Source organism: Clostridium homopropionicum DSM 5847 (genome assembly GCF_001263795.1).
Lineage (GTDB): Bacteria > Bacillota > Clostridia > Clostridiales > Clostridiaceae > Clostridium_H > Clostridium_H homopropionicum.
Window position 1 is genome coordinate 63,207 of record NZ_LHUR01000042.1, and the last position, 24,679, is coordinate 87,885.

At 32.0% G+C, this 24,679-nt stretch carries 19 protein-coding genes; 3 read left to right on the forward strand and 16 right to left on the reverse strand.

Annotated features, from left to right (window positions below; all coding sequences use genetic code 11):
- Positions 1-23 precede the first annotated feature (23 nt).
- Positions 24-1,094 (reverse strand): glutamine-hydrolyzing carbamoyl-phosphate synthase small subunit, encoded by a 1,071-nt coding sequence (gene carA / locus CLHOM_RS15325; RefSeq protein WP_052222575.1) that lies wholly within the window; start codon positions 1,092-1,094, stop codon positions 24-26.
- Between the two features lie 705 nt (positions 1,095-1,799).
- Here carA and pflB point away from each other — a divergent pair.
- The 3 genes from pflB (at position 1,800) to CLHOM_RS15340 (ending at position 6,004) form a co-directional block, all read left to right on the forward strand.
- Positions 1,800-4,046, forward strand: a complete 2,247-nt coding sequence (gene pflB / locus CLHOM_RS15330; protein WP_052222576.1) for a formate C-acetyltransferase — start codon at positions 1,800-1,802, stop codon at positions 4,044-4,046.
- 24 nt (positions 4,047-4,070) lie between these two features.
- Positions 4,071-4,787, forward strand: coding sequence for a pyruvate formate-lyase-activating protein (gene pflA, locus CLHOM_RS15335; protein WP_052222577.1), 717 nt, complete (start codon positions 4,071-4,073; stop codon positions 4,785-4,787).
- Between the two features lie 194 nt (positions 4,788-4,981).
- The gene (locus CLHOM_RS15340; RefSeq protein WP_052222578.1) at positions 4,982-6,004 is read left to right on the forward strand and encodes a phosphodiester glycosidase family protein; all 1,023 of its coding nucleotides are present in this window, start codon (positions 4,982-4,984) and stop codon (positions 6,002-6,004) included.
- 49 nt (positions 6,005-6,053) lie between these two features.
- Here the strand turns inward: CLHOM_RS15340 and pyrE are convergent, their stop codons facing one another.
- The 15 genes from pyrE to CLHOM_RS15415 form a co-directional block, all read right to left on the reverse strand.
- Positions 6,054-6,626, reverse strand: coding sequence for an orotate phosphoribosyltransferase (pyrE, locus tag CLHOM_RS15345; RefSeq protein WP_074782676.1), 573 nt, complete (start codon positions 6,624-6,626; stop codon positions 6,054-6,056).
- 118 nt (positions 6,627-6,744) lie between these two features.
- Positions 6,745-7,641, reverse strand: coding sequence for a dihydroorotate dehydrogenase (locus CLHOM_RS15350; RefSeq protein ID WP_052222580.1), 897 nt, complete (start codon positions 7,639-7,641; stop codon positions 6,745-6,747).
- A complete protein-coding gene (locus tag CLHOM_RS15355; protein ID WP_052222581.1) occupies positions 7,634-8,368 on the reverse strand; it encodes a dihydroorotate dehydrogenase electron transfer subunit in 735 nt (244 codons plus the stop codon). The genes CLHOM_RS15350 and CLHOM_RS15355 overlap by 8 nt, the downstream gene beginning before the upstream one ends.
- Positions 8,369-8,373: 5 nt before the next feature.
- The gene (pyrF, locus tag CLHOM_RS15360; RefSeq protein ID WP_052222582.1) at positions 8,374-9,231 is read right to left on the reverse strand and encodes an orotidine-5'-phosphate decarboxylase; all 858 of its coding nucleotides are present in this window, start codon (positions 9,229-9,231) and stop codon (positions 8,374-8,376) included.
- Positions 9,232-9,321: 90 nt separating this feature from the next.
- Positions 9,322-10,506 carry a dihydroorotase gene (locus CLHOM_RS15365; protein WP_052222583.1) on the reverse strand — a complete coding sequence of 395 codons (1,185 nt, stop codon included), beginning with the start codon at positions 10,504-10,506 and terminating at the stop codon, positions 9,322-9,324.
- Between the two features lie 13 nt (positions 10,507-10,519).
- Positions 10,520-10,948, reverse strand: a complete 429-nt coding sequence (locus CLHOM_RS15370) for an aspartate carbamoyltransferase regulatory subunit (protein ID WP_052222584.1) — start codon at positions 10,946-10,948, stop codon at positions 10,520-10,522.
- A 2-nt stretch (positions 10,949-10,950) separates the two neighbouring features.
- The gene (pyrB, locus tag CLHOM_RS15375; protein WP_052222585.1) at positions 10,951-11,874 is read right to left on the reverse strand and encodes an aspartate carbamoyltransferase; all 924 of its coding nucleotides are present in this window, start codon (positions 11,872-11,874) and stop codon (positions 10,951-10,953) included.
- Between the two features lie 302 nt (positions 11,875-12,176).
- Positions 12,177-13,730 carry an acyl CoA:acetate/3-ketoacid CoA transferase gene (locus tag CLHOM_RS15380; protein WP_052222586.1) on the reverse strand — a complete coding sequence of 518 codons (1,554 nt, stop codon included), beginning with the start codon at positions 13,728-13,730 and terminating at the stop codon, positions 12,177-12,179.
- A 123-nt stretch (positions 13,731-13,853) separates the two neighbouring features.
- Entirely contained in the window at positions 13,854-15,251 is a 1,398-nt protein-coding gene (locus CLHOM_RS15385) for a GntP family permease (RefSeq protein ID WP_200903920.1), read from the reverse strand.
- A 219-nt stretch (positions 15,252-15,470) separates the two neighbouring features.
- Positions 15,471-16,256, reverse strand: a complete 786-nt coding sequence (locus CLHOM_RS15390) for a short-chain-enoyl-CoA hydratase (protein WP_052222588.1) — start codon at positions 16,254-16,256, stop codon at positions 15,471-15,473.
- 264 nt (positions 16,257-16,520) lie between these two features.
- Positions 16,521-17,906, reverse strand: a complete 1,386-nt coding sequence (locus tag CLHOM_RS15395; protein WP_052222589.1) for a GntP family permease — start codon at positions 17,904-17,906, stop codon at positions 16,521-16,523.
- A 528-nt stretch (positions 17,907-18,434) separates the two neighbouring features.
- Positions 18,435-19,820, reverse strand: coding sequence for a GntP family permease (locus tag CLHOM_RS15400; protein WP_052222590.1), 1,386 nt, complete (start codon positions 19,818-19,820; stop codon positions 18,435-18,437).
- 383 nt (positions 19,821-20,203) lie between these two features.
- Entirely contained in the window at positions 20,204-21,760 is a 1,557-nt protein-coding gene (locus CLHOM_RS15405; protein WP_052222591.1) for an acyl CoA:acetate/3-ketoacid CoA transferase, read from the reverse strand.
- A 329-nt stretch (positions 21,761-22,089) separates the two neighbouring features.
- On the reverse strand, positions 22,090-23,814 hold the full coding sequence (locus tag CLHOM_RS15410; protein WP_052222592.1) for a sigma 54-interacting transcriptional regulator: 1,725 nt from the start codon (positions 23,812-23,814) through the stop codon (positions 22,090-22,092).
- Positions 23,815-24,002: 188 nt separating this feature from the next.
- Positions 24,003-24,428 (reverse strand): MaoC family dehydratase, encoded by a 426-nt coding sequence (locus CLHOM_RS15415; RefSeq protein WP_052222593.1) that lies wholly within the window; start codon positions 24,426-24,428, stop codon positions 24,003-24,005.
- Positions 24,429-24,679: the final 251 nt, after the last annotated feature.

Below are 24,679 nucleotides of genomic sequence, written 5' to 3' on the forward strand. Positions count from 1 at the left end.
TCCTTATTCTATTTTCCTGCTCCTTAAGCGTTTTTATCCATGTTTTCGATAAACATATCAAATAAATACGCTGAATCAGCTGGTCCTGGTGCACCCTCTGGATGAAACTGAACAGAAAATATTGGAAGAGATTTATGCTTAATTCCCTCTACTGTATTATCGTTTAAATTTATATGAGTGACAACTAAATTCTTATCCTTTATGCTTTCAGAATCCACTGCGTATCCATGATTTTGAGCTGTTATATATGCTTTATCTCTATTTATATCATAAACACCATGGTTACCGCCTCTGTGTCCAAATTTTAGTTTGTATGTGTCTCCACCGAAGGAAAGAGCTAAAATTTGATGTCCAAGGCATATTCCAAAGGTAGGCTTTACCTCAACTAATTTTTTCACTGTTTCAATTGCTTCTGGAACATCCTTTGGATCTCCAGGACCGTTACTAAGCATAACTCCATCAGGATTTAATTCCATTATCTTCTCAAAGCTGGTGTCATAAGGCACAACTGTTATATCACAATTTCTTTGCTTTAAATCTCTTATTATATTCTTCTTTGCTCCAAAGTCCATTAATACTACTTTATGACCTTTTCCTTCAATTTTATATATTTCTTTAGTGCTTACCTGCTCTACAAAATTCACTTCAGGTATAAAATTTTCAAGAATTTCTTTATATTTATCTAATGGCAAATCTTCATTAGATATTAAACATTTCATAGCACCCTTACTTCTTATTTTCTTTGTTATGCTTCTTGTATCTACCCCATAAACTCCTACTATGTTCATTTTGTTTAGCATTGAACTAATGTCTTCTTCACAGGTATAGTTTGAAGGGCTATCACAGATTGACTTTACAACAAAACCCTTTGCGTGTACTTTTTCTGATTCTAAGTGTTCATTATTTACTCCGTAGTTACCGATTAGTGGGTAAGTCATTGTTATTACTTGACCTGCATAGGATGGATCAGTCAATATTTCTCCATAACCTGTCATAGAAGTATTAAATACTATTTCTCCTAATGATGTTCCTATTTTTCCGAAACCTTTACCCTTATATATTGTTCCATCTTCAAGATACAATATTCCATTCACTATTTATTACCCCCTGTAATTGTAAATACATTTTCACATATGCGGAAAATTATTCACCAAATTTATATTTTCGTGCCTATTTTAAAGCTAGTAATCTAAATGTAAAAAATCATGTATTTTAATAAGTAAATGTTAATACCTACTACTTAATTTTTAAAAACACTCATTATATTTATACAAAATATATTTATATTTATACAAAGAGTATCATTTTCATTTTTTAATGTCAATACTTAGTGTACAAAAAAACCTTCTGCAGACCGGCAGAAGGTTATAATATCCCTAGTTATCAACTATTTAGCAGTAAAATACTACGATTATTTAACCTTTCTAATCTCTCTGGACTAAATTAAAGGTATTCAGATATTTAATTTTAGGCATAAAAAAACTTCTGCACCAAGACAGAAGGATACCGCATCTTTCATCAGTTCCTTATTAGTCTCTCGGACTAGCTTAAAGGCTTACTGCATTTATTTATATTATGTTATCATAAAAAACAATTTCCGTCAATATTTTTATAAATTACGAACATTCATTTTTTTATACATTTTATAATTCGTAATATAACGAGAGTTTTATCGAATTTTCATTTTAATATTAACATTTTCACTTTTTTGTTGTATAATCTAAATTGTGTCTAGCAAATAAATATATTAAATTTCTACATAAGAAAAAATAAAAAAATAATTTTAGGGAGGATTTTATATGTTTAAACAATGGGATGGATTTAAAATAAGCACTTGGACTGAAGAAATAGATGTAAGAAATTTTATTCAAAAAAACTATACTTTATACGAAGGTGATGAGAGCTTTCTATCAGCCCCTACAAAAAGAACTAAAGCTATTTGGGAAAAAGCTAACTCACTTATAATAAAAGACATAAAAGAAGGTGTATCTGGGGTAGAAACAAGTAAATTTTCTTCTATTGATGGCTTTACCCCTTGCTACTTAGATAAAGAAAATGAACTTATAGTTGGATTTCAAGCTGATGCTCCATTAAAAAGGCTTATGAACCCATACGGCGGAATGAGAATGGTAGAACAATCTCTTGAGGAATATGGTTATAAAATGGAATCTGGATTAAAAGAAACCTTTACTAAATATAGAAAAACTCACAACGAAGGTGTTTTCGATGCATACACTGAAGAAACAAAGGTTGCAAGACACGTAGGTCTTCTAACTGGATTACCTGATGCTTACGGAAGAGGAAGAATTATTGGAGACTATAGAAGAATAGCTCTATATGGAATAGATTATTTAATTGAAGATAAGAAAAAAGATTTAAAAAATTTAAAAGGCCCTGCTATAGATGACATGATTAAACTTCGTGAAGAAGTTTCTGAACAAATTAAAGCATTAAAAAAGATAAAAGCCATGGCTGCTAGCTATGGGATTGATATTTCTGAACCTGCAAAAAATTCACATGAAGCCATACAAACTATATACTTCTCTTATTTAGCTGGTGCAAGAGAAAATAATGGTGCAGCTATGTCCCTTGGAAGAGTATCTACTTTTATGGATATATTTATTGAAAGAGATTTAAAAAATGGACTAATTACTGAGGAAGAAGCTCAAGAGCTTGTAGATCAATTTGTAATTAAATTAAGAATGGTGAGACACCTTAGAACTCCTGAATATAACGAATTATTTGCCGGAGATCCAACCTGGATTACTGAATCCATAGGTGGAGTTGGAATAAACGGAAAGCCATTAGTTACTAAAAACTCTTTTAGATTCTTGCACACTTTAACAAATTTAGGTCCTGCTCCAGAGCCAAACATGACTGTGTTATGGTCAGAAAAATTAACTGGGGGCTTTAAAAAATACTGTGCAAAAATGTCTATTGAAACAGATGCAATTCAATATGAAAATGATGACTTGATGAGACCTGTTTATGGAGATGACTACGGTATTGCTTGCTGTGTTTCTGCAATGCAAATAGGAAAACAAATGCAGCTTTTTGGTGCCAGAGCTAATCTTGCTAAATCCTTATTATATGCTATAAACGGTGGAATAGATGAGATAGCTAAAGAAAAAGATGGAAGCACAATAAAAGTAGTTCCAAACATACCTTTGATATCAGATGAAACCTTAGATTATAAGAAGGTTAAAGAAAATTATTGGAAAGTAATAGAATATGTTGCAGAGTTATATGTAGATACTATGAATACAATACATTACATGCACGATAAATACGCTTACGAGTCAAGCCAAATGGCATTACATGATACAAAAGTTCATAGATTCATGGCCTTTGGAATAGCTGGCCTATCTTGTATAGCTGACTCCTTAAGTGCCATAAAATTTGCTAAGGTTAAACCTATAAGAGATGACGCTGGTATTGCTGTAGATTTTGATATACAAGGAGATTTCCCAAAATACGGAAACGACGACGACAGAGTTGATGATATAGCTGTAGAAGTAGTTAAGAAGTTTTCTTCTGAATTAAAAAAGCATGCTGCATATAGAAACGCTGAACATACTTTATCAGCCCTTACCATAACCTCAAATGTTGTATATGGTAAGAAAACCGGTTCAACACCTGATGGAAGATTAAAAGGAGAACCTCTTGCTCCTGGAGCAAATCCAATGCACGGAAGAGATTCAAACGGTGCCCTTGCGTCATTAAATTCAGTAGCTAAAATACCATATAGGGAATGGTGTCAAGATGGAGTTTCTAATACCTTCTCAATTGTTCCAGATGCCTTAGGGAAAGATGAAATTTCTAGAATTAACAATTTAGCTAACATTATTGATGGATATTGTTCTCAAGGTGGTTTCCATTTAAACATAAATGTATTAAATAGAACTACACTAATTGACGCTATGGAGAACCCTGAAAAATATCCTACGTTAACTATAAGAATTTCAGGCTATGCTGTTCATTTTAATAGATTAACTAAAAAGCAACAACTGGAAGTTATTAAGAGAACTTTCCATGAAAAGATGTAATTATAAATTTTAGGAGGCGCATTAATGACCATAGGTAGAATTCACTCTTTTGAAAGCATGGGTCTTGTGGATGGACCGGGAATAAGAAATGTAATTTTTCTTCAAGGATGCCCTTTAAGATGTCTTTTTTGTCATAATCCTGATACTTGGAATTTTAACGAGGGTACTGAAACTACTCCTGAGGAATTAATGGAAAAAATTCTTCGTTTTAAGCCATATTTTAAAAATGGTGGAGGAGTAACCTTTTCTGGTGGAGAGCCATTAATGCAGCCTGACTTTTTACTTGAAACTTTAAAGCTATGTAAGGAGCATAACATCCATACTGCTATAGATACCTCTGGTTATGGAAATGAAAAGTTAGATGAAATTTTAAGTTTTACTGACTTAGTAATTTTAGATATCAAACATGTAAATGAAAATGATTTTTTATCTCTTACTGGAGTATCAATGAAAAGATTAAATAAGTTCATTGAAGCTATAAACAATTCTAACGCAAGAGTACTTATAAGGCATGTGGTTGTTCCTGGAATTACAGATTCTAAAGATCACTTAGAAAATCTTAAAAATATAATAAAAACTATCCACAATGTTGATAAAGTTGAGTTGCTGCCTTATCATACTTTGGGAGTTCACAAATATGATACACTGAATTATCTCTATAAACTTAAAGATCTGCCTCCTATGGATAAAATTTTGTGCTCACAGTTAGAAGAACAACTTTTAGAAAATCTAAATTATTAGTATTATTTCAATAAAAAGTTAGTAATTTAAAAACAATTATGTTATTAAATTATTAACTTTTTTTACTTGCGAACCATTTTTACTATACTTACGTATTAAATATTAAAGATTAGTAATATAAGATTTACAACAATTGTAAATATATGGTATAATCTTATATATTTTTCTATCCCCTATATAAAGGAGAATTTATTTTGAAAATTATAAAAAAATTATTTAAGATATTTATAATTTTATTATTATTCATCATTGGTAGCACAGCTTTCTTACTTTACGGTCCCTTTGAGAAGCCTAGAGAATTGTGGATAAATACTGCAATGTCTACTTATACTCATCAGTATTTAGCTACCTTTCTTTTCCCTAAATCTACCATAGATAAAGTATTATCCCAAAATAGCATTAATGATAAAAATGAAAAGGTAAATATAAAAAGTATAGACATAAAAAATCTGGAATCTTTATCTGCTTTTAATTTTAATAAATCAAATGAATTCGATCTTCAAGAAAACTCACATAAATCTGATGTTTCTTCAAATGATTACTGTAATTTAAATTTCATTAGTGGTAAAGGATTTAAAGGATACTTACTAACTATTTCCGATCCATCGATGGTTTCAGTTGACGTAACTGAAAATCTAAATGAAAGAGGAATTAAAATTAAGGACTATATAAAGACAAAAAAAGTTTCTGCTGCAATCAATGGCGGAGGTTTTAAGGATGATAGTGGTCACGGCAACGGTGGTAATCCATTAGGAATTATAATTAAAGATAGCAAGATAATTTTCACCGAAGACAAGGCAAGTTATAACTTTATAGGCTTTAACAAGGATAACATATTAATTGCTGGTAACTATTCTCTCAATGAAATAAAAAAAATGAATATAAGAGACGGATTAAGCTATTTCTGCAGACTTATTGTTAATGGCAAGGGTCTTATTGAAGAAAGCTCAAATAACTCAGGTATTCAACCTCGTACTGCTATTGGTCAAACTAAGGATGGAAAGATTTTAATGCTAGTAATAGACGGAAGGCAGCTTCACAGTATAGGTGCAACTTTAAAACAAGTCCAAGATATTATGCTTGAGTATAGTGCTTATAACGCAGTAAGTCTTGACGGGGGATCCTCAAGTGTCATGTACTACAAAAATGAAATTGTAAGTAAGCCATCCAGCCAATATGGCGAAAGATTTTTGCCCTCCATATTTATTGTTAAATAAAAGAAATCCATAGACATATCCTTTAAATATGTTTATGGATTTCTCACATTTACTTTATATTTCTGCTACCAGGCTTTATATATTCTAACCCTTGCTTGCATAATGGACATTCCTCTGGAGTAAAGCTTTCAATTTCAAGCTCTACGGCACTATAAATAGGATATTGTATATTGCTTGTTTTTCTATCAACTATACAAGCAATTCCAATTACCTCTCCTCCTAAGCTCTTTATAACCTCTGCAGTTTCAAGAGATGATTTTCCAGTAGTTACTACATCTTCTGTTATTAAAACTTTTTGCCCTGGTTTTATCTCAAAACCACGTCTAAGAGTCATTTTCCCATCTACTCTTTCAGTAAATATTGCTGGCTTCTGAAGTTGACGTCCTAGTTCATAAGCAACTATAATGCCTCCCATTGCTGGCCCTAAAACTATATCAAAATCTAAATCTTTTATTTTATTGTATGTAACACTTAATACCTTTTCTGCTTTATCTGGATATTGTAAAAGCTTTGCACATTGTACATATCTATTGCTATGTCTACCTGAAGACAATAGAAAATGACCCTCTAATAAAGCATCAGCTTCCTTTAATATTTCTAATACATTAACATTATTGTTCATAATTTTACCCTCCGTTTTGTTAAAATAACTATTTTTTAGTCGCTAACCGCTAATCTCTAGTCGCTAATCTCTAGTGATTAGATACTAGTCACTGGTTACTGGCTACTAGCAACTTCCCTTAAACTATTCCTCTAATTTCACTTATATCTTTGATACCTTGTTCTTCCATAAAGGTTTCTATTCCATTAATTATATCTAAACAAATATCTGGTTTCATAAAGTTTCCTGTTCCCACCTGCACAGCATGAGCACCAGCCATTATAAACTCAATAGCATCCTCAGCACTAGATATTCCTCCCATTCCTATTACAGGAACATCTACGTTTTTGCAGACCTCGTGAACCATTCTAAGCGCTATTGGCTTTATTGCAGGACCAGATAAACCGGCATATACATTGTTAAACACTGGCTTTCTATTCTTTATATCTATTGCCATGGCTTTAAAGGTATTTATTAAAGATATCCCATCAGCTCCAGCCTTTACACAGCTTACAGCCATATCCACTATATCCTCTGCATTAGGGGATAGTTTAACTATTAAAGGTTTTTTACATATATTTTTTACTTCTTTTACAACCTCATAGGCAACCTTTGATTTTATTCCAAATGCCATACCACCGCTTTTTACATTTGGACAAGATATATTTAATTCTATCATATGCACATCTGTATCATTTAACTTTTCTATACCTTGTAAGTAATCCTCAATGCATCCTCCACCAAGATTAGCCAATATAACTGTATTCAGTTTTTTCATTTTAGGAATATAGTCCTCAATAAATGAATCAACTCCTGGATTCTGAAGACCTACACTATTCATTATTCCACTAGCTGTTTCATATATTCTAATTCCGTCATTGCCTTCCTTTTTATTTATAGTTAAGCCCTTACTTGAAATGCCCCCTAGCTTTGATACATCATAAAGCTCTCTATATTCATCTCCAAAGCCAAAGGTACCAGAGGCAGCAATTACAGGGTTCTTAAATTCTACTCCACATATATTTACATTAATCATTGAAAATCAAATCCCTTCCATTAAAAACTGGACCTTCTTTACAGCTTCTCTTATTCCCTTCTTTTGTTTTGCATGTACACACTAAACAAGCACCTATTCCGCAGGCCATCCTCTTTTCCATAGATACATAAACATTTATATTTTTTTCGCTGCACATATCTACTACTTTCTTCATCATAATTTCCGGTCCACAACATAAAACTAAATCATAATTTTCAACCTTTAAAAGGTCTGTAATATATCCTTTATGACCTTTGTTTCCACTTTCAGTAGCTACATATACTGATTTTACATACTTCTCTAATTCCTCTAGAGAATAATCTACCTCTCTAAAACCAGCATATAAATCAATTTCACAACCTTCTAGCTGTTTTACTAAGTAGTTCATAGGAGCTATACCTATGCCTCCAGCAACAATTGCTACCTTACCTTTTATCTTATCTAAAGGAAAGCCATTTCCTAGAGCTCCTGTAATTTGTATTTCATCACCTATCTGTAATTTACTTAATTCCCTTGTACCTTTTCCTACTAAAGCATAAAGAAAGCTTAGACATTTTCCATCTACTTCATACACACTTATTGGTCTTGGAAGTATTAAACCTTCTTCCCAAGCCTTAAGCATATAAAATTGCCCTGGCTTTGCATAAAAATTTCCTTCCAGAACTAATTTATATATACCCTTAGAAATTTCTATATTTTCCTTAACTATTTCCTTTGAGTATTGCATACTTGCTACTCCCTTCCAAGTTCTTTCTTCATCTTTAGAACTTCTTCTCTAGCGTATTTTTGAAAGTTATCTTCTCCATCCTCATGTTTCTTATAAGCTAGCAAAATGCCTCTAGAAGAATTAACTACTCCACCATTTCCATTTTTAAGATATACTTTAGCTTCTTCTGCTCCACCACCCTGTGCACCAAAGCCAGGTATTAAGAAGAATGTATTACTAAAGTCACTTCTTATTTTAATTCCATCTTCTGCAGTTGTACATCCAACTACACCGCCTATGGAACTATATCCACAATAACCCATTACTTCTTTCCCTAGAACTTCTAATTTTTCTCCAACTATATCATAAACTCTTTTACCAGATTTATCTTCTATATATTCAAAATCCTTAGATCCTGGATTTGATGTTCTAATTAAAACGAATATTCCTTTTTCTTTATTCTTCATATATGGAACAAAAGGCTCTATGCTGTCCATCCCCATATAAGGATTTAAAGTTATAAAATCTGTTTCAAAATCTCCTTCAAAATGACCCTTAGCATACATTTCTGCAGTCTTTGAGATATCTCCTCTTTTTATATCAGAGATAGCAATACTTTTAACTTCCTTAATATATTCTAAGGTTTTTTTATAAGCAAGTAAGCCTTTTATGCCATAAGCTTCATAATACGCTATTTGAACCTTAAAGCAAGCTGCTTGATCATAGGTAGCATCAATTATATTTTTATTAAATTGGAAAAGTGCTTCCTCTATATCCGTATACTGTTTTCTAAAACCTTCAGGTATATAACCTAATTCCGTGTCCAAACCAACACATACATTTCCTCTTTTATTAACAGCCTCATACAATTTATCTATAATCATTTTAATACCACCTTTTTGAATAATAATCGCTAATCTCTAGTATCTAGTCGCTAGGGATTAGTGATTAGCGACTAGTGATTTGTTCTTCCCTTATTGGTTACTATAAACCACTTTTCCCCCTTTAATGGTAATTAATATTTCTCCAAAAACCTTTTTGCCATTGAAAGGTGTATTTTTTCCCTTTGATAAAAACTTTTTTGAATCTACAATATATTCTTTTTCTAAGTCTATTAAAGTAAGATCTCCTTCAAATCCTATACTTATTTGTCCTTTATTTAATCCCATTATTTCAGCTGGTCCTTTAGACATTATTTCTGATAATTTATTTAGAGAAATTTTATCACCTTTTACTAGGCTTGTGTAACATATAGAGAAGGAAGTTTCAATACCAGAAATACCTGGAGCTCCATTTTTCTTATCTTCCTCAGTATGTGGTGCATGATCTGTAGCAATTGCATCCACATAACCCTCCTGAATAGCTTTTATTAAGAAATTTACATCTTCAATTTCTCTTATTGGTGGATTTACTCTATATCCTTCTCCCCAAAGAGCTATATGATGAGGTGCCACTTCACAAGTAAGTTTTGCACCCTCTTTCTTTCCATTAATTACGTATTTCATTGCCTCTTTTGTGCTTACATGTGACATGTGAAGCTTGCAGCCAGTAAACTTAGCTAATTCTATATCTCTCCAAGTCATCAAATTCTCTGCCATCCTCATGTCAACTTTGCTCATTTCTGGACTTTCCGCATGAGACATTATTGTTATACCCTTAGCTTTTGCCTTAATCATAGCATCTAGTGTAATTTTGTTGTCTACAACACCTTTTCCATCATCAGAAATAAATTTAACAGTCGGCGGTAAAATATCTAAATGGCTTATATCTTTTCCTTGCAAATTATTAGTTATAGTTATTACTTGATTTACATCTACTAGGCCTATTTTCTTTGCTTTTTCCTTTACATAATTAACAACATCCATACTAGAAGAAACGGGATTAGTATTTCCCATTAGGTTAACTGTGGTATATCCCCCTCGTACTGCTGCTCTGCTTCCACTTAAAATATCTTCTTTATGGGTAAATCCAGGCTCTCTAAAATGAGCATGCAAGTCAACAAAAGCTGGCATTAAAGTTTTTCCTCTTCCGTCAATTGTATCACATTCCTTTGATAGGTGCTTTCCAATCTCATATATTTTCCCTTTATTTATATAAACATCTCCATAAAAATCCTGGGCCCAATCAATTACTCTTACATTTTTAATCAATAACTCCATTGTCCGTTTCCTCCTAGATATCATTTTTGTGTGCTTCATCACAATATCTGCATCTATATTCTCTATTTTCTTTATCAACAAGATAGAATTGTTGAGGTATAGTTTCTTCAGCAGTTGTTATGCATCTAGGGTTTTTACATACCATAACATTTTCTACTTCCTCAGGAAGGTTAAGCTTGATCTTCTCTTTAGTTTCACAGTTTTCAATAATACTTATTGTTATGTTAGGATCAATTAGCCCAAGCACTGTAAAATCTATATCAATTTTATTATCAATTTTTATTATATCCTTTTTCTCTAATTTTTTACTGTTTGCATTCATAATTAGAGCCACTGAAAATTCAGCATTCTCTAGCCCTAAATAATTAAATATTTTAATTCCGCTGCCAGCTTTTATATGGTCAATTACTATTCCATCCTTTATACTATCTATATTAAGCATTACTAACACACCCCCAAAAGCTTTGATATAAGAGCCATTCTAACATACATTCCAAACTTAGCTTGCTTGAAATAATAAGCCCTCGGATCTGAATCAATTTCAGTTGCTATCTCGTTAACTCTTGGTAGTGGATGAAGAATAATCATATCCTCTTTTGCCATTCTCATCTTTTGAGCATCTAAAATATAGCTATCTTTTAATCTTATATATTCTGCTTCATTGAAAAATCTTTCTTTTTGAACTCTTGTCATGTATAGAATATCTAATTGATCTATAACATCTTCTAGTCTTTCTACTTCCTCAAATTCTGTATTATTCTTCTTTAATATTTCTTCTTTTATATAATCTGGAATTTTTAATTCATCTGGAGAGATAAGTATAAACTTATTATTCTTATATCTTGATAAAGCTTTTACTAAAGAATGTACTGTTCTTCCGAATTTTAAATCTCCGCAAAGCCCAATAACATGATTTGAAAATTCACCTTTAACATTTCGAATAGTTAATAAATCTGTTAATGTTTGAGTAGGATGTTGATGTCCTCCATCTCCCGCATTAATTACAGGTATTTGTGAGTACATAGATGCAACTCTTGCTGAACCTTCCTTTGGATGTCTTATAGCTATTATATCAGCATAACATCCAACTGTTCTTATAGTATCTCCTAAGCTTTCCCCCTTAGCTACTGAGCTGGAATTTGCATCAGAGAATCCCAAAACCCTGCCCCCTAGTCTTAACATTGCAGCTTCAAAGCTTAATCTAGTTCTTGTACTTGGTTCGTAAAAAAGAGTAGCTAAAAGCTTTCCTTCGCAAACTTTTGAATACTTAGCTGGATTTTCAATTATTTTATCTGCTAACTGGAATACCTCTTCTAATTCCTCTAGGGTAAAGTCCATTGGATCAATTAAATTTCTACCTTTTAACATAAACATCCTCCTTTTTAGTCTCTCGGAACTATTTTAAAGGGTAATAAAAAATGCCTCCACGATTAACGAGAAGGCATAAAAATTGCGTAATAAAATTATAAGGAACCCCTTATAACATGTCACTTGCATCTCCTTCTCAGTATCTCGTACTGAATTAAAGGCACTGTTATTAACTTTTAAATCATTGTATCATATATATATAATAAAATCAATGTGTTTTACTGTAATTATAGGTACCATCTAATTATATATAAAGCATTTAAGAACCCTATGCTGCGCATAGGGTTCTTAAATGTTTCATATTATTTTAGTCCCATTAATTCATCCTTGAAAATTCTTTCATCCATAGTCTTTAAGTCTTTAGCAACAATTGGTGCAAAGTCCATTTTATCTAGTATATCCTTTTGAAGATCCATTCCTGGAGCAATTTCTGTAAGAACTAATCCTTCTTTTCTTAATTCAAATACTGCTCTTTCTGTTATGTAAAGAACTGGTTGGCCATTTTCTTGAGCATAGTCTCCGCTGAAAGTTATTTGTTCAACTTGTGGCATGAACTTCTTAGTTTTACCTTCTTTTTCTATTATAAGCTTACCATTGTCAACTGCAACCTTTAATCCGCCTGCAGTAAAGGTTCCACAATATACAACTTTTTTAGCATTTTGAGTTATATTGATGAATCCGCCGCAACCAGCTATTCTTGGTCCAAACTTACTTACATTGATGTTTCCTTTAGCATCACATTGAGCAAGTCCTAAGAATGCTACGTCAAGTCCGCCACCATCATAGAAGTCAAATTGATATGCTTGGTCTAATATAACTTCAGGATTAACTGAAGCTCCAAAGTTTCCGCCACCTGCAGGAACTCCACCAACTGGACCAGCTTCAACTGTTAATGTCATTGTATCTCCAATGCCTTCTTCGTTAGCTACTGCAGCTACCATTTCTGGCATTCCTATTCCTAAATTTACTGCAGCATTTTTAGGTAATTCCATAGCTGCTCTTCTTCCTATAATTTTTCTTTCACTTAATGGTTCTGGTGTTATTGAATTCAATGGAATTACAGCGTCTCCACAGAATTCTGCCTTGTATGGTTCTGAGAAAGTTTGCCATGAAGCTTGTCCTTGGTCAACAACTACTACAGCATCTACACATATTCCTGGAATCTTAACTAGTCTTGGATCTAATGTTCCATTAGCTACTACCTTTTTAACTTGTACTAGCACCTTTCCACCTGAAGCTTTAGCTGCTTGAGCCATAGATAGAGCTTCTACGAATGCAATTTCTTGTTCCATAGAAATATTTCCTCTTTCATCTGCATAAGTTCCTTTAACTATAGCAATATCTACTGGAAAAGCTTTATATAATAATCTTTCTTGTCCTTCTATGTTAACGACTTTTACAATGTCTTCTTTTGTTTTCTCATTTAATTTTCCACCTTCTACACGTGGGTCAACAAAGGTTTTTAAACCTACATGAGTTATTGTACCAATCTTACCTGCAGCAATATCTCTCATTAAGTGAGAAATTACTCCTTGTGGTAAATTGTAAGCTTCTATTTTATTTTCTAATGCTAGTTTTTGAAGTTTTGGAGCAAGATTCCAGTGTCCACCTATTACTTTGCTAACAAGTCCTTCGTGTCCCATGTGGTTTAATCCTCTGTCTTTTCCATCACCTTGTCCTGCTGCATATACTAATGTTAAATTTTTAGCTACTTCTTCACCATTTAAGAATTTTTCTTCAATTGCTTCTGTGATTCCTTCTGGATGTGCTCCTCCTACGAAACCACCCACAGCTACAGTATCACCATCTTTAATCATTGCTATTGCTTCTGCCATTGTTTTTACTTTTGAAGCCATTTTTACCCCTCCTTAAGAAAGTAATTAATATACCCTTATTAAATAAATTTCAGGCTGTCAACCTATTGGTAACAGCCTGAATATATTTTATTACAATTAAAATTATTAAAATTTTATTATTTATTAAACAACTCCCATAAGTGCGAATACAACTACAACCACTAAGGAACATAAAGGAATTGCTACTGAAATCATACCGATATCTTTATAAGATTCTTTATGTGTTAATCCACAGATAGTTAAAAGTGTTATAACTGCTCCGTTATGAGGAAGTGAGTCAAATCCACCTGATGCAAGTGATGCAATTCTGTGAAGAACTTCAGGGCTGATACCTTGTTGTATACCCATTTCTAAATATTGTTTTCCTAGAATTCCAAGAGCTATACTCATACCACCTGATGCTGAACCAGTGATACCTGCAAGTACGTTAACTGAAATTGCTTCTGAAATAATTGGGTTACTAGAAACTCCAAGTAATGCGTTTTTAACTATAGTAAATGCTGCTAATGATTGGATAACGTTTCCATATCCAACTTCTGAAGATGTATTTATAATTGCAAGAAGTGATCCAATAGCTCCTTGGTTTACAGTGTCTTTAGCACTCTTTAATCTCTTATAGTTAAATATTATTGTAGCTAATATTGATATTACTAAGGCTATAATTAAACTCCATGTTCCTGCAACATTTCCTAGCTTTGTTAAATATGGAGCTTTTTCTAGGTATGCTCCGTCATATTTTCCAGCAACGATAACCATTTTTGATAAAACAAGGTTAATTCCAAGTACTAAGAAAATAGGTGCTAATGCAAGTCCTAATGAAGGTAAGTTAGTTTCATCAATCTCAGTAAATTTTTCATTTGGATGTACTCCATAACCTTCTCCTGCTTTTTTAGCTTGTCTAACTCTTAAAGTTAACCATACTATACCGCCACCGAACATACAAACTGATGCGATTAAACCAAGAATAGGTGCTGCATATGCGTCAGTTCCGAAGAAAGGCATTGGAATAGCGTTTTGTATTTGTGGTGAACCAGGAAGACCTGTCATTGTAAATGTGAAAGATCCTAATGCGATTGTACCAGGGATTAATCTCTTTGGAATGTCTGCTTCTTTAAATAATTGTTGTGCTATTGGGAATACTGCGAAAGCAACAACGAACATTGAAACTCCACCATAAGTTAGTATACTAACTGATAAAACAACTGCAAGTACACATTTGTCTGCTCCTAATTTTTTAGCTATAGCATGTGCTATTGCTTTTGCTGATCCAGAGTCATCCATTACCTTACCAAAGATAGCTCCTAGTAAGAATACTGGGAAGTAGTTCTTTGCATAATTTGCAAACGCTTTCATGAAGATTTCTGTATAGGTTGCCATTATATGAGTTTCTTGACCGCCTATACCACCTATAAATGCAGCCATTAATGCTAAAATTGGTGCTAGAACAAGAACTGTTATACCTCTATATGCAAGGTATATTAAAAGGGCTAATGATAATACGATACCAAATACTCCTAACATATTACTACTCTCCATTCTTAAATTATTATATTTTTTATTGATATGATTTCTGAAAAAATTATTGAGATTATTGAGAAGTTAAATAAACGTTTACAAAGCTTTGTTGGTAATTTGATGAATTCATCAAAGTTTAAATGTATAATATAAAAATACTTAAGCATTTTTATTAACAAATTTAGATATTAACCTTACTAGGTTCTATATGTTATTTATAATTTATTATTTATTTTTAAAGTTCTTTTCTTTTCTCTTTTCAACGAATGCAGTCATACCTTCTTTTTGATCTTCAGTAGCAAAACATACTCCGAATAATTCTGCTTCGAAAGCTATAGCAGTATCTATATCTACTTGCATTCCTCTGTTTATTGCTTGTTTACATAGTTTAACAGCTATTGGTGCATTTTTGATCATGTCATTAGCTAATTTTATAGCTGTAGCCATTAAATCTTCTAAAGCAACAACTTTATTTACAAGACCTATTCTATAAGCTTCTTGAGCATCAATCATGTTAGTTGTGTATATTAATTCTTTAGCCATTCCCATTGGAACAAGTCTTGCTAATCTTTGAGTTCCACCAAATCCTGGAGTTATTCCAAGTCCTGCTTCTGGTTGAGCAAATTTAGCATTTGTAGAAGCTATTCTTACGTCACATGCCATAGAAAGTTCACATCCGCCACCTAAAGCAAAACCGTTTACAGCTGCTATAACTGGTTTTTCTAATGCTTCAATAGATCTCATAGCCTTATTTCCTAATATACCAAATTCTCTTCCTTGCATAGCGTTCATATCTTTCATTTCTGATATATCTGCACCAGCAACGAATGATTTTTCGCCAGCTCCAGTTATTATAAGAACAATTATTTCATCATCTTTAGCTACTACTTGTACTGCATCGCAAATTTCTGCTAGAGTTTCTGAATTTAAAGCATTTAATGCCTTAGGTCTGTTGATAGTAAGTGTTCCTATCCCCTTATCCTTAGTTAAAATAACGTTTTTAAATTCCATTTTTTCTCCTCCTTATAATTTTCAAAATTTACTTACAACTTGATTCTATTCCTCTGTCTAATTTTTAACAAGTACGCACTTTTTTGTGTTATAGTACTTTATAAAACACATAGTGCTTTCTTTTATACCTTAGTTACTTATTAGTAATTTACTATCACTAAAATCTAAAATATCCTAATCAAATTCAAAAAATAAAAGCAGGTATAAACCGATTAAGATTTATACCTGCTTAATTAGCAATTTATTTTAGTTATATTATTGTAATTAAACCACTCCGAAAGTTGCTAATATTACTATTAATACTAATGTACATACTGGAATTACAACCGAACACATACCAACATCTGCATAAGAATCTTTATGAGTAAGTCCACAGATACTTAATAATGTGATAACTGCTCCATTGTGTGGAAGTGAGTCAAATCCACCAGATGCTAAAGCTGCAATTCTGTGAAGTACTTCTGGATTAATTCCTTGTTGTACTGCTGCTTCTAAGTATGTCTTTCCTAAAACTCCTAAAGCTATAGACATACCACCTGATGCTGAACCTGTAATACCAGCAAGTACGTTAACTGATACTGCTTCTGATATAATTGGGTTGCTAGAAATTCCAAGTAATGCTTCTTTAACTATAGTAAATGCTGCAAGTGATTGAATTACGTTTCCATAACCAACCTCTGATGATACGTTAACTACTGCTAGAAGTGATCCAATAGCTCCTTGGTTTACACTTTCTTTAGGATTCTTTAAGTTCTTTAAGTTAAGTAATATTGTAATTACTATTGATATAACAAGTGCAATAACCAAACTCCAAGTTCCTGAAACAGTTGCTAATTTTGTTCCATAATCCTTTAAATAATCTCCATTATATCTGCTAGCTACAAAAACGAATTTAGAGAATATAAAGTTTATAACTAAAACTAAGATTATTGGTAATAAAGCTAGTCCAAGTGATGGAAGATTTTTTTCATCGATTTCAACTATTTTTTCATTTGGATGATTTCCATAACCTTCTCCTGCTGCTTTAGCCTTTTTAACTCTAAAGTTTAACCAAACTACAGCACCAGCAAACATACATATAGCTGCAATTATACCTAATACTGGAGCTGCATATGCGTCAGTTCCAAAGAAAGGCATTGGGATAGCATTTTGTATTTGTGGTGTTCCTGGTAAAGCTGTCATTGTGAAAGTAAATGCTCCAGCTGCTATAGAACCAGGGATTAATCTCTTTGGTATATCTGCTTCTTTAAATAATTGCATTGCTATTGGGAATACTGCGAATGCAACAACGAATAGAGAAACTCCTCCGAAGGTTAAGATACCGCAAGCTAATATAACTGCTAGTATTGCTTTATCTCCGCCTAATTTTTTAGCAATAGCATGTGAAATTGCTTTTGCTGATCCAGAGTCATCCATTAACTTACCAAAGATTGCTCCTAATAAGAATACTGGGAAATAAGACTTACAATAATTTGCAAATGCTTTCATGAATGTTTCAGTATATGTTGCCATTACGTGAGCATCTGCTCCACCTGCTACAAAAGCTGCACCTAGTGCTAAGATTGGTGCTAGAACAAGTACTGTTATACCTCTGTAAGCAAGGTACATTAAAAGACCTAGGGAAACTATAATTGCTATTACTCCTACCATTTTGTTACTCCTCCACTCTTAATATAATATTTATAATTACACTAGGAAGATTTTCTTCCCAGTAAAATTATCTGTAATAAGATAATTGATATTGTTTATTGGGCTTTGGGGCACAAATTATAAATTAAATAAAACAAAAACTTTATTTTTTTAGGATTCTATCATTAGTATTAGTCGAATTTTGTATTTTATTAGGATATTTAATCGTTTACAAATTTCTCAAAAATTATACATTAATCTTAGTTTTTTTATAATATATGTTTAATATATTTAAAATATTAAACATATAAAAACATACATACTTTTCTGACATTTGCAATTAAACTTGTGTAAACTACTTACACATGAATATTATACTACATTTTATTGTGCTTGTATATCTTTTTTTGTTGAAAATGTATTTTATATTTTTATTTATTTAATGCTATTTAAAAGAAGAGAATATTATATCCATTACTTTAAAAATATTCTCTTCTTTTGTAAATAGCTACTAACTTTCTAATTCAAATTTCTAGTATATTAACTGTTCTATACTACTCCAAAAGTTGCTAGAATTACTACCACAACAAGAGTACATACAGGAATTACAACTGAACACATACCAACGTCTGCATAAGAATCTTTATGAGTAAGTCCGCAGATACTTAATAATGTGATAACTGCTCCATTGTGTGGAAGTGAGTCAAATCCACCAGATGCTAAAGCTGCAATTCTATGAAGTACTTCTGGGTTAATTCCTTGTTGTATTGCTGCTTCTAAGTATGTCTTTCCTAAAACTCCTAAAGCTATAGACATACCGCCTGATGCTGAACCAGTGATACCTGCAAGTACGTTTACTGATACTGCTTCTGATACAATTGGGTTGCTAGAAATTCCAAGTAATGCTTCTTTAAGTATAGTAAATGCTGCAAGTGATTGAATTACGTTTCCATAACCAACCTCTGATGATACGTTAACTACTGCTAGAAGTGATCCAATAGCTCCTTGGTTAACGCTATCTTTTGCATCCTTTAAGTTCTTTAAGTTAATTATTATTGTAATTATTATTGAGATAACAAGTGCTAATACTAAGCTCCAAGTTCCTGAAACTGATGCTAATTTTGTTCCATAATCCTTTAAATAATCTCCATTATATTTGCCTGCTACAAAAACAAATTTAGAGAATACAAAGTTAATAACTAAAACTAAGATTATTGGTAATAAAGCTAGTCCAAATGAAGGAAGATTTTCATCATCAATTTGAACTACTTTTTCATTTGGATGATTTCCATAACCTTCTCCTGCTGCTTTAGCCTTTTTAACTCTAAAGTTTAACCATAGTAAAGCTCCACCTAACATACCAATTGTTGCTACTATACCTAATATTGGAGCTGCATATGCATCAGTTCCAAAGAAAGGCATTGGAATAGCATTTTGTATTTGTGGTGTTCCTGGTAAAGCTGTCATTGTGAAAGTAAATGCTCCAGCTGCTATAGAACCAGGGATTAATCTCTTTGGTATATCTGCTTCTTTAAATAATTGCACTGCTATTGGGAATACTGCAAAGGCAACAACGAATAGAGAAACTCCACCGTATGTTAATATACCACATGCTAGAATAACTGCTAATACCGCTTTATCTCCGCCTAATTTTTTAGCAATAGCTTGAGATATTGATTTTGCTGAACCAGAGTCATCCATTAACTTACCAAAGATTGCTCCTAATAAGAATACTGGGAAATAAGATTTTGCATAATTCGCAAATGCTTTCATGAATATTTCTGTATATGTTGCCATTACATGAGCATCTGATCCACTCGCTACAAATGCTGCTCCAAGTGATAAAATAGGTGCTAGAATAAGAACTGTTATACCTCTATAAGCAAGGTACATTAAAAGTCCTAGTGAAACAATAATTGCTAATACTCCTATCATTTAATTTTCATCCTCTCTTTTGGGTAATTTTAGTTGAACTTTTTTTAAATTTCTAGGAAGAATATTCCTTCCTAGAAATTTAATAAATAAATTTTTAGATTATATTTATTTACTTATATTTTGGGGTTTTATGGGTTTATTTTTTTTATTTTTATGGGTTTTCTTTTATGGGTTTTTTATGGGTTTATTTTTTATTTTTTATGGGTTATTTTTTATGGGTTTTATAAGTTTTTATGGGTTATTTTTTGGGTTTTATTATGGGTTTTTTATAGGGTTTACTTTTGTAGGTATTTTTTATTTGTAGGTATTGTTTTGGTATAGGTTTAAATTATAAGGTTTTATATAATAAATTTATAAAAATTTATTTTTGAATTAATAATATTTTATTTCTTTAGTCCCATTAACTCATCTTTGAAAATTCTTTCGTCCATTGTCTTTAAGTCACTAGCAACTATTGGAGCAAATTCCATTTGATCTAATATATCTTTTTGAAGATCCATTCCTGGAGCTATTTCAGTAAGAACTAAGCCTTCTTTTCTTAATTCAAATACTGCTCTTTCTGTAATGTAAAGAACTGGCTGACCAACTTCTTTAGCATAATCTCCACTGAATGTAACTTGTTCAACTTCAGGTATAAACTTCTTAGTTTTTCCTTCTTTTACTATTACAAGCTTACCATTGTCAGCTTTAACATCTAATCCACCTGCAGTAAATGTTCCGCAGTATATAACCTTCTTAGCATTTTGAGTAATATTTATAAATCCACCACAACCTGCTATCTTTGGTCCAAACTTACTTACGTTAATGTTTCCTTTAGCGTCGCATTGTGCAAGTCCTAAGTATGCTACGTCAAGTCCGCCGCCATCATAAAAATCAAATTGGTATGGTTGATCTAATATTACTTGAGCATTTATGGAAGCTCCGAAGTTTAATCCACCTGCTGGAACTCCACCAACTGGACCTGCTTCTACTGTTAATGTCATCGTATCTCCAATACCTTCTTCATTAGCTACCATAGCAACCATTTCAGGTACTCCAATACCTAAGTTTACTGCTGCATTTTGAGGTAATTCCATAGCTGCTCTTCTAGCAATAATCTTTCTTTCACTTAATTCTGCTGGTTGAATATTATTTAGTGGAATTACAATTTCTCCGCAAAGTTCTGATTTAAATGGTTCACCAAAGGTTTGCCATGAAGCTTCTCCTGAATCAACGACTACTACAGCATCTACACATATTCCTGGTATTTTTACAAGTTTTGGATCTAATGAACCATTAGCTACTACCTTCTTAACTTGTACTATAACTTTTCCACCAGAAGCTTTAGCTGCTTGAGCCATTGAAAGAACTTCTAATGATGCAACTTCTTTTTCTAAAGAAATATTTCCTCTTTCATCAGCATAGCTTCCTCTAAGTAAAGCAATGTTTATTGGGAAAGCTTTATATAATAATCTTTCTTGTCCTTCTATATTAACAACTTTTACAATGTCTTCTTTTGTTTTCTCATTTAATTTTCCACCTTCAACACGTGGATCAACAAACGTTTTCAAACCTACATGGGTTATTGTACCAATCTTACCCGCAGCTATATCTCTCATTAAGTGAGAAATTGTTCCTTGTGGTAAATTGTAAGCTTCTATTTTATTTTCTAATGCTAATTTTTGTAGCTTTGGAGCTAATCCCCAGTGTCCACCTATTACTTTGCCTACCAATCCTTCATATCCTAAGTGGTTCAAGCCTTTGTTTTTAGAATCTCCTTGCCCTGCTGCATAAACCAAAGTCAAATTTTTAGGAGTTGCTTCACCATTTAAGAACTTTTGTTCAATGGCTGCTGTAATTCCTTCTGGATGTACAGCTCCTAAGAAACCAGATATAGCGACTGTATCGCCATCTTTGATCATTGCAATAGCTTCGTCTATTGTTTTTACTTTTGAAGCCATTCGTTTCTCCTCCTTTTACCATTTATTTATTATTCCATATTATATAATAAAATATTTTATAGCCATATATTTATATAGCAACTATTATGCCAAAAAATACAGCAATATTATTTTCCCCAAAAACCATGATATTAAGCAAAAATTAAATATGGCTTTGATATTTTTTTACATTTTGAACCAATTCTAAATATTCAAATAATTCTTTTTGTAAATGTTTTCGTACAATACTTCAATATTAATGAAAAAAGTGTAAAGCTAATCGAACAATATACTTTTATAAACCGTATTTTTTGTTCATTATACTTTACACTTTTTATTTTTCAATATATTTATTCAGTAATATTATGCTTTGTCATCTTCTCATAGAGAGTTGTTCTACTTATTTCTAAAGCCTTTGCTACCTTACTCTTATTGCCATTGAATGCATTTAAAGCACTAATTATAGCTTCTTTTTCAGCTTTATTTAATACCTCATCTAATTTCTCTACATTATGTATAATTCCTTTTCCCACGATATTATGAGGCAGATGTTCTGGTTTTATTTCTTTTCCATATTCCACAAGGTTTATAGCTCTTTCTATAACATTCTCTAGTTGTCTTACATTACCTTCCCATTTATAGTTCTTCATATATTCCATCGCCTTGTTATCAATCCCTTTTACACTTTTATCAAGTTTTTTGCATATTTTATCAATAAGATATGAAGAAAGCGTCACTACATCTTCTGGTCTTTCTCTCAATGGAGGTATATTTATTGTAACTACATTCAATCTATAATATAAATCCTCTCTAAATTCTCCTGCCTTTATCATTTCTTCTAAATTCCTATTAGTTGCTGCAATAACTCTTATATCAATCTGCTTTGTAACAATGGCACCAATTCTCTCCACTTCTTTTTCTTGCAATACTCTCAAAAGTTTAGCTTGCATATGCAGAGGCATATCTCCTATCTCATCAAGAAATATTGTTCCTCCATCTGCCAATTCAAATTTACCTATTTTGCCTTCCTTTTTAGCTCCAGTAAAGGAACCTCTTTCATATCCAAATAACTCCGATTCAAGTAAATCCGTTGGAATAGCAGCACAATTAACTTTAACAAAGTTTCCATAGGTTCTATCACTTGCTAGATGTATTGCATGGGCAAAAAGTTCCTTACCAGTTCCACTTTCACCTATTAATAGAACATTGGAGTTTGTAAGAGCTGCCTTCTTTCCTATAGATTTTGCCTCTTCTAATTTTGCACTATTTCCTATTATATTATCAAAAGAATATATTGCACTGTTAGTTTCCTTTGCATCACCTTTATAGTGATGAACTTCTTTTTCTATTTTGCTAATTTTATTATATAAGGAGTTAAAATCTTTTATATTTCTAAATAATACCTTACCTACTGCTCCTTCTACTTTACCATCTTTAATAATTGGTATTCTTGTAGCAATCATATATCTTCCCTTTATCTTTTGAAGTTGTGCTGTTTCCGGAATACCCTTTCTAGCTACTATATGCATTCTAGAATTCTCTATTACTTCTGTAACATGTTTTCCTATTACGTCTTCCTTATCTAACTCTAAAAACTCCATATACGCCTTACTTAACATAGTTATATATCCATTTTTGTCTACTACTACTATACCATCATATACTATTTCAAGAACAGTATTTAAAACCTCCCCTAGATGTCTTTCCTCCTCTAATTGCTTAGTAAGATTCATAACAGCAGTCTCATCATATACTATTGCCATAGCCCCAAGAACTTCAGCATCGTTTCTTATAAGAACTTTATCCACGCAAAGATTTTTATTTTTGTAGTTGAAATTAATATTTCTGCTCTCATTTCCTGATTCTATAGCATTTAATAATTCTAATTCTGGTAGAACGTCTTCAATGAATTGTCCCTGAACTTCTTTAGCTTTTAAGCCAAAAATCTTATTTGAAGCCTTATTTATTCCAGTTACTATGCCATCTGTATTAATGCTGATAATTCCTACATTAATATTATTTAATAGCGCTTGAACATTCTCATACTCACAATCAATCAGTCTATTTTTCAATATAATTAACTCCTTTATATAGTAAGTATTATCTTCTATTATATTGTATCAGATTTTCGTCATTAATTCATCATTTTAAGTTCTACAAGAGCTATATTTAGTGTTTGAAAATAAAGCAAAAATAACCTTCTAAAACTCTAAATAAGTTTTAGAAGGTTATCTTTATAAATTACAAATAATTATTAAAAATATTATTTTGCAGCTTTAGGAGGCATTACTTTTGCTTGACCTTCTATAACTACTTTTCCATCTTGGTTTGTTACAGTTGTTTTAAGAACTAATCTGTTCTTTTCTACATTTCTTTCAATTACTTCTGCTTCAGCTGTAACTGTATCTCCCATTCTAACTGGAGATAAGAATCTTACTTCTTGGCTCATATATATTGTTCCTGGACCTGGAAGATACATTCCAAGAACTGTTGAAATTAAACTTGAAACTAACATTCCATGACAAATTCTGCCCTTGAACATAGTTTTTTCAGAATCAACTTGATTAACATGTGCAGGGTTTAAGTCTCCAGAAATACCTGCAAATAAGTATACATCTGTTTCTGACATAGTTTTAGTGAAAGAAGCTTTGTCACCTAATTGAATTTGATCGATTGTTTTTCCAATCATTTAAAACACCCACCTTATGTATTATTTTTTGTTACTTTTTCGAAAAGTAACCTCGTTGATTTATATAGCAAGTTCTATACCAAGTTATTATTAGCAATAACCTGTATTTTAATTATACCACTATAATTCTAAATATGAAATATTAGTAAAAAATAAAATTTCGAGGATGTGTTAAAGGAAACTCCTTCTCGTTCCTCGAAGGAGTACTCCGCTGAGTAAGTGATTCGCAACAAATTTAAAATTTGTGCTCT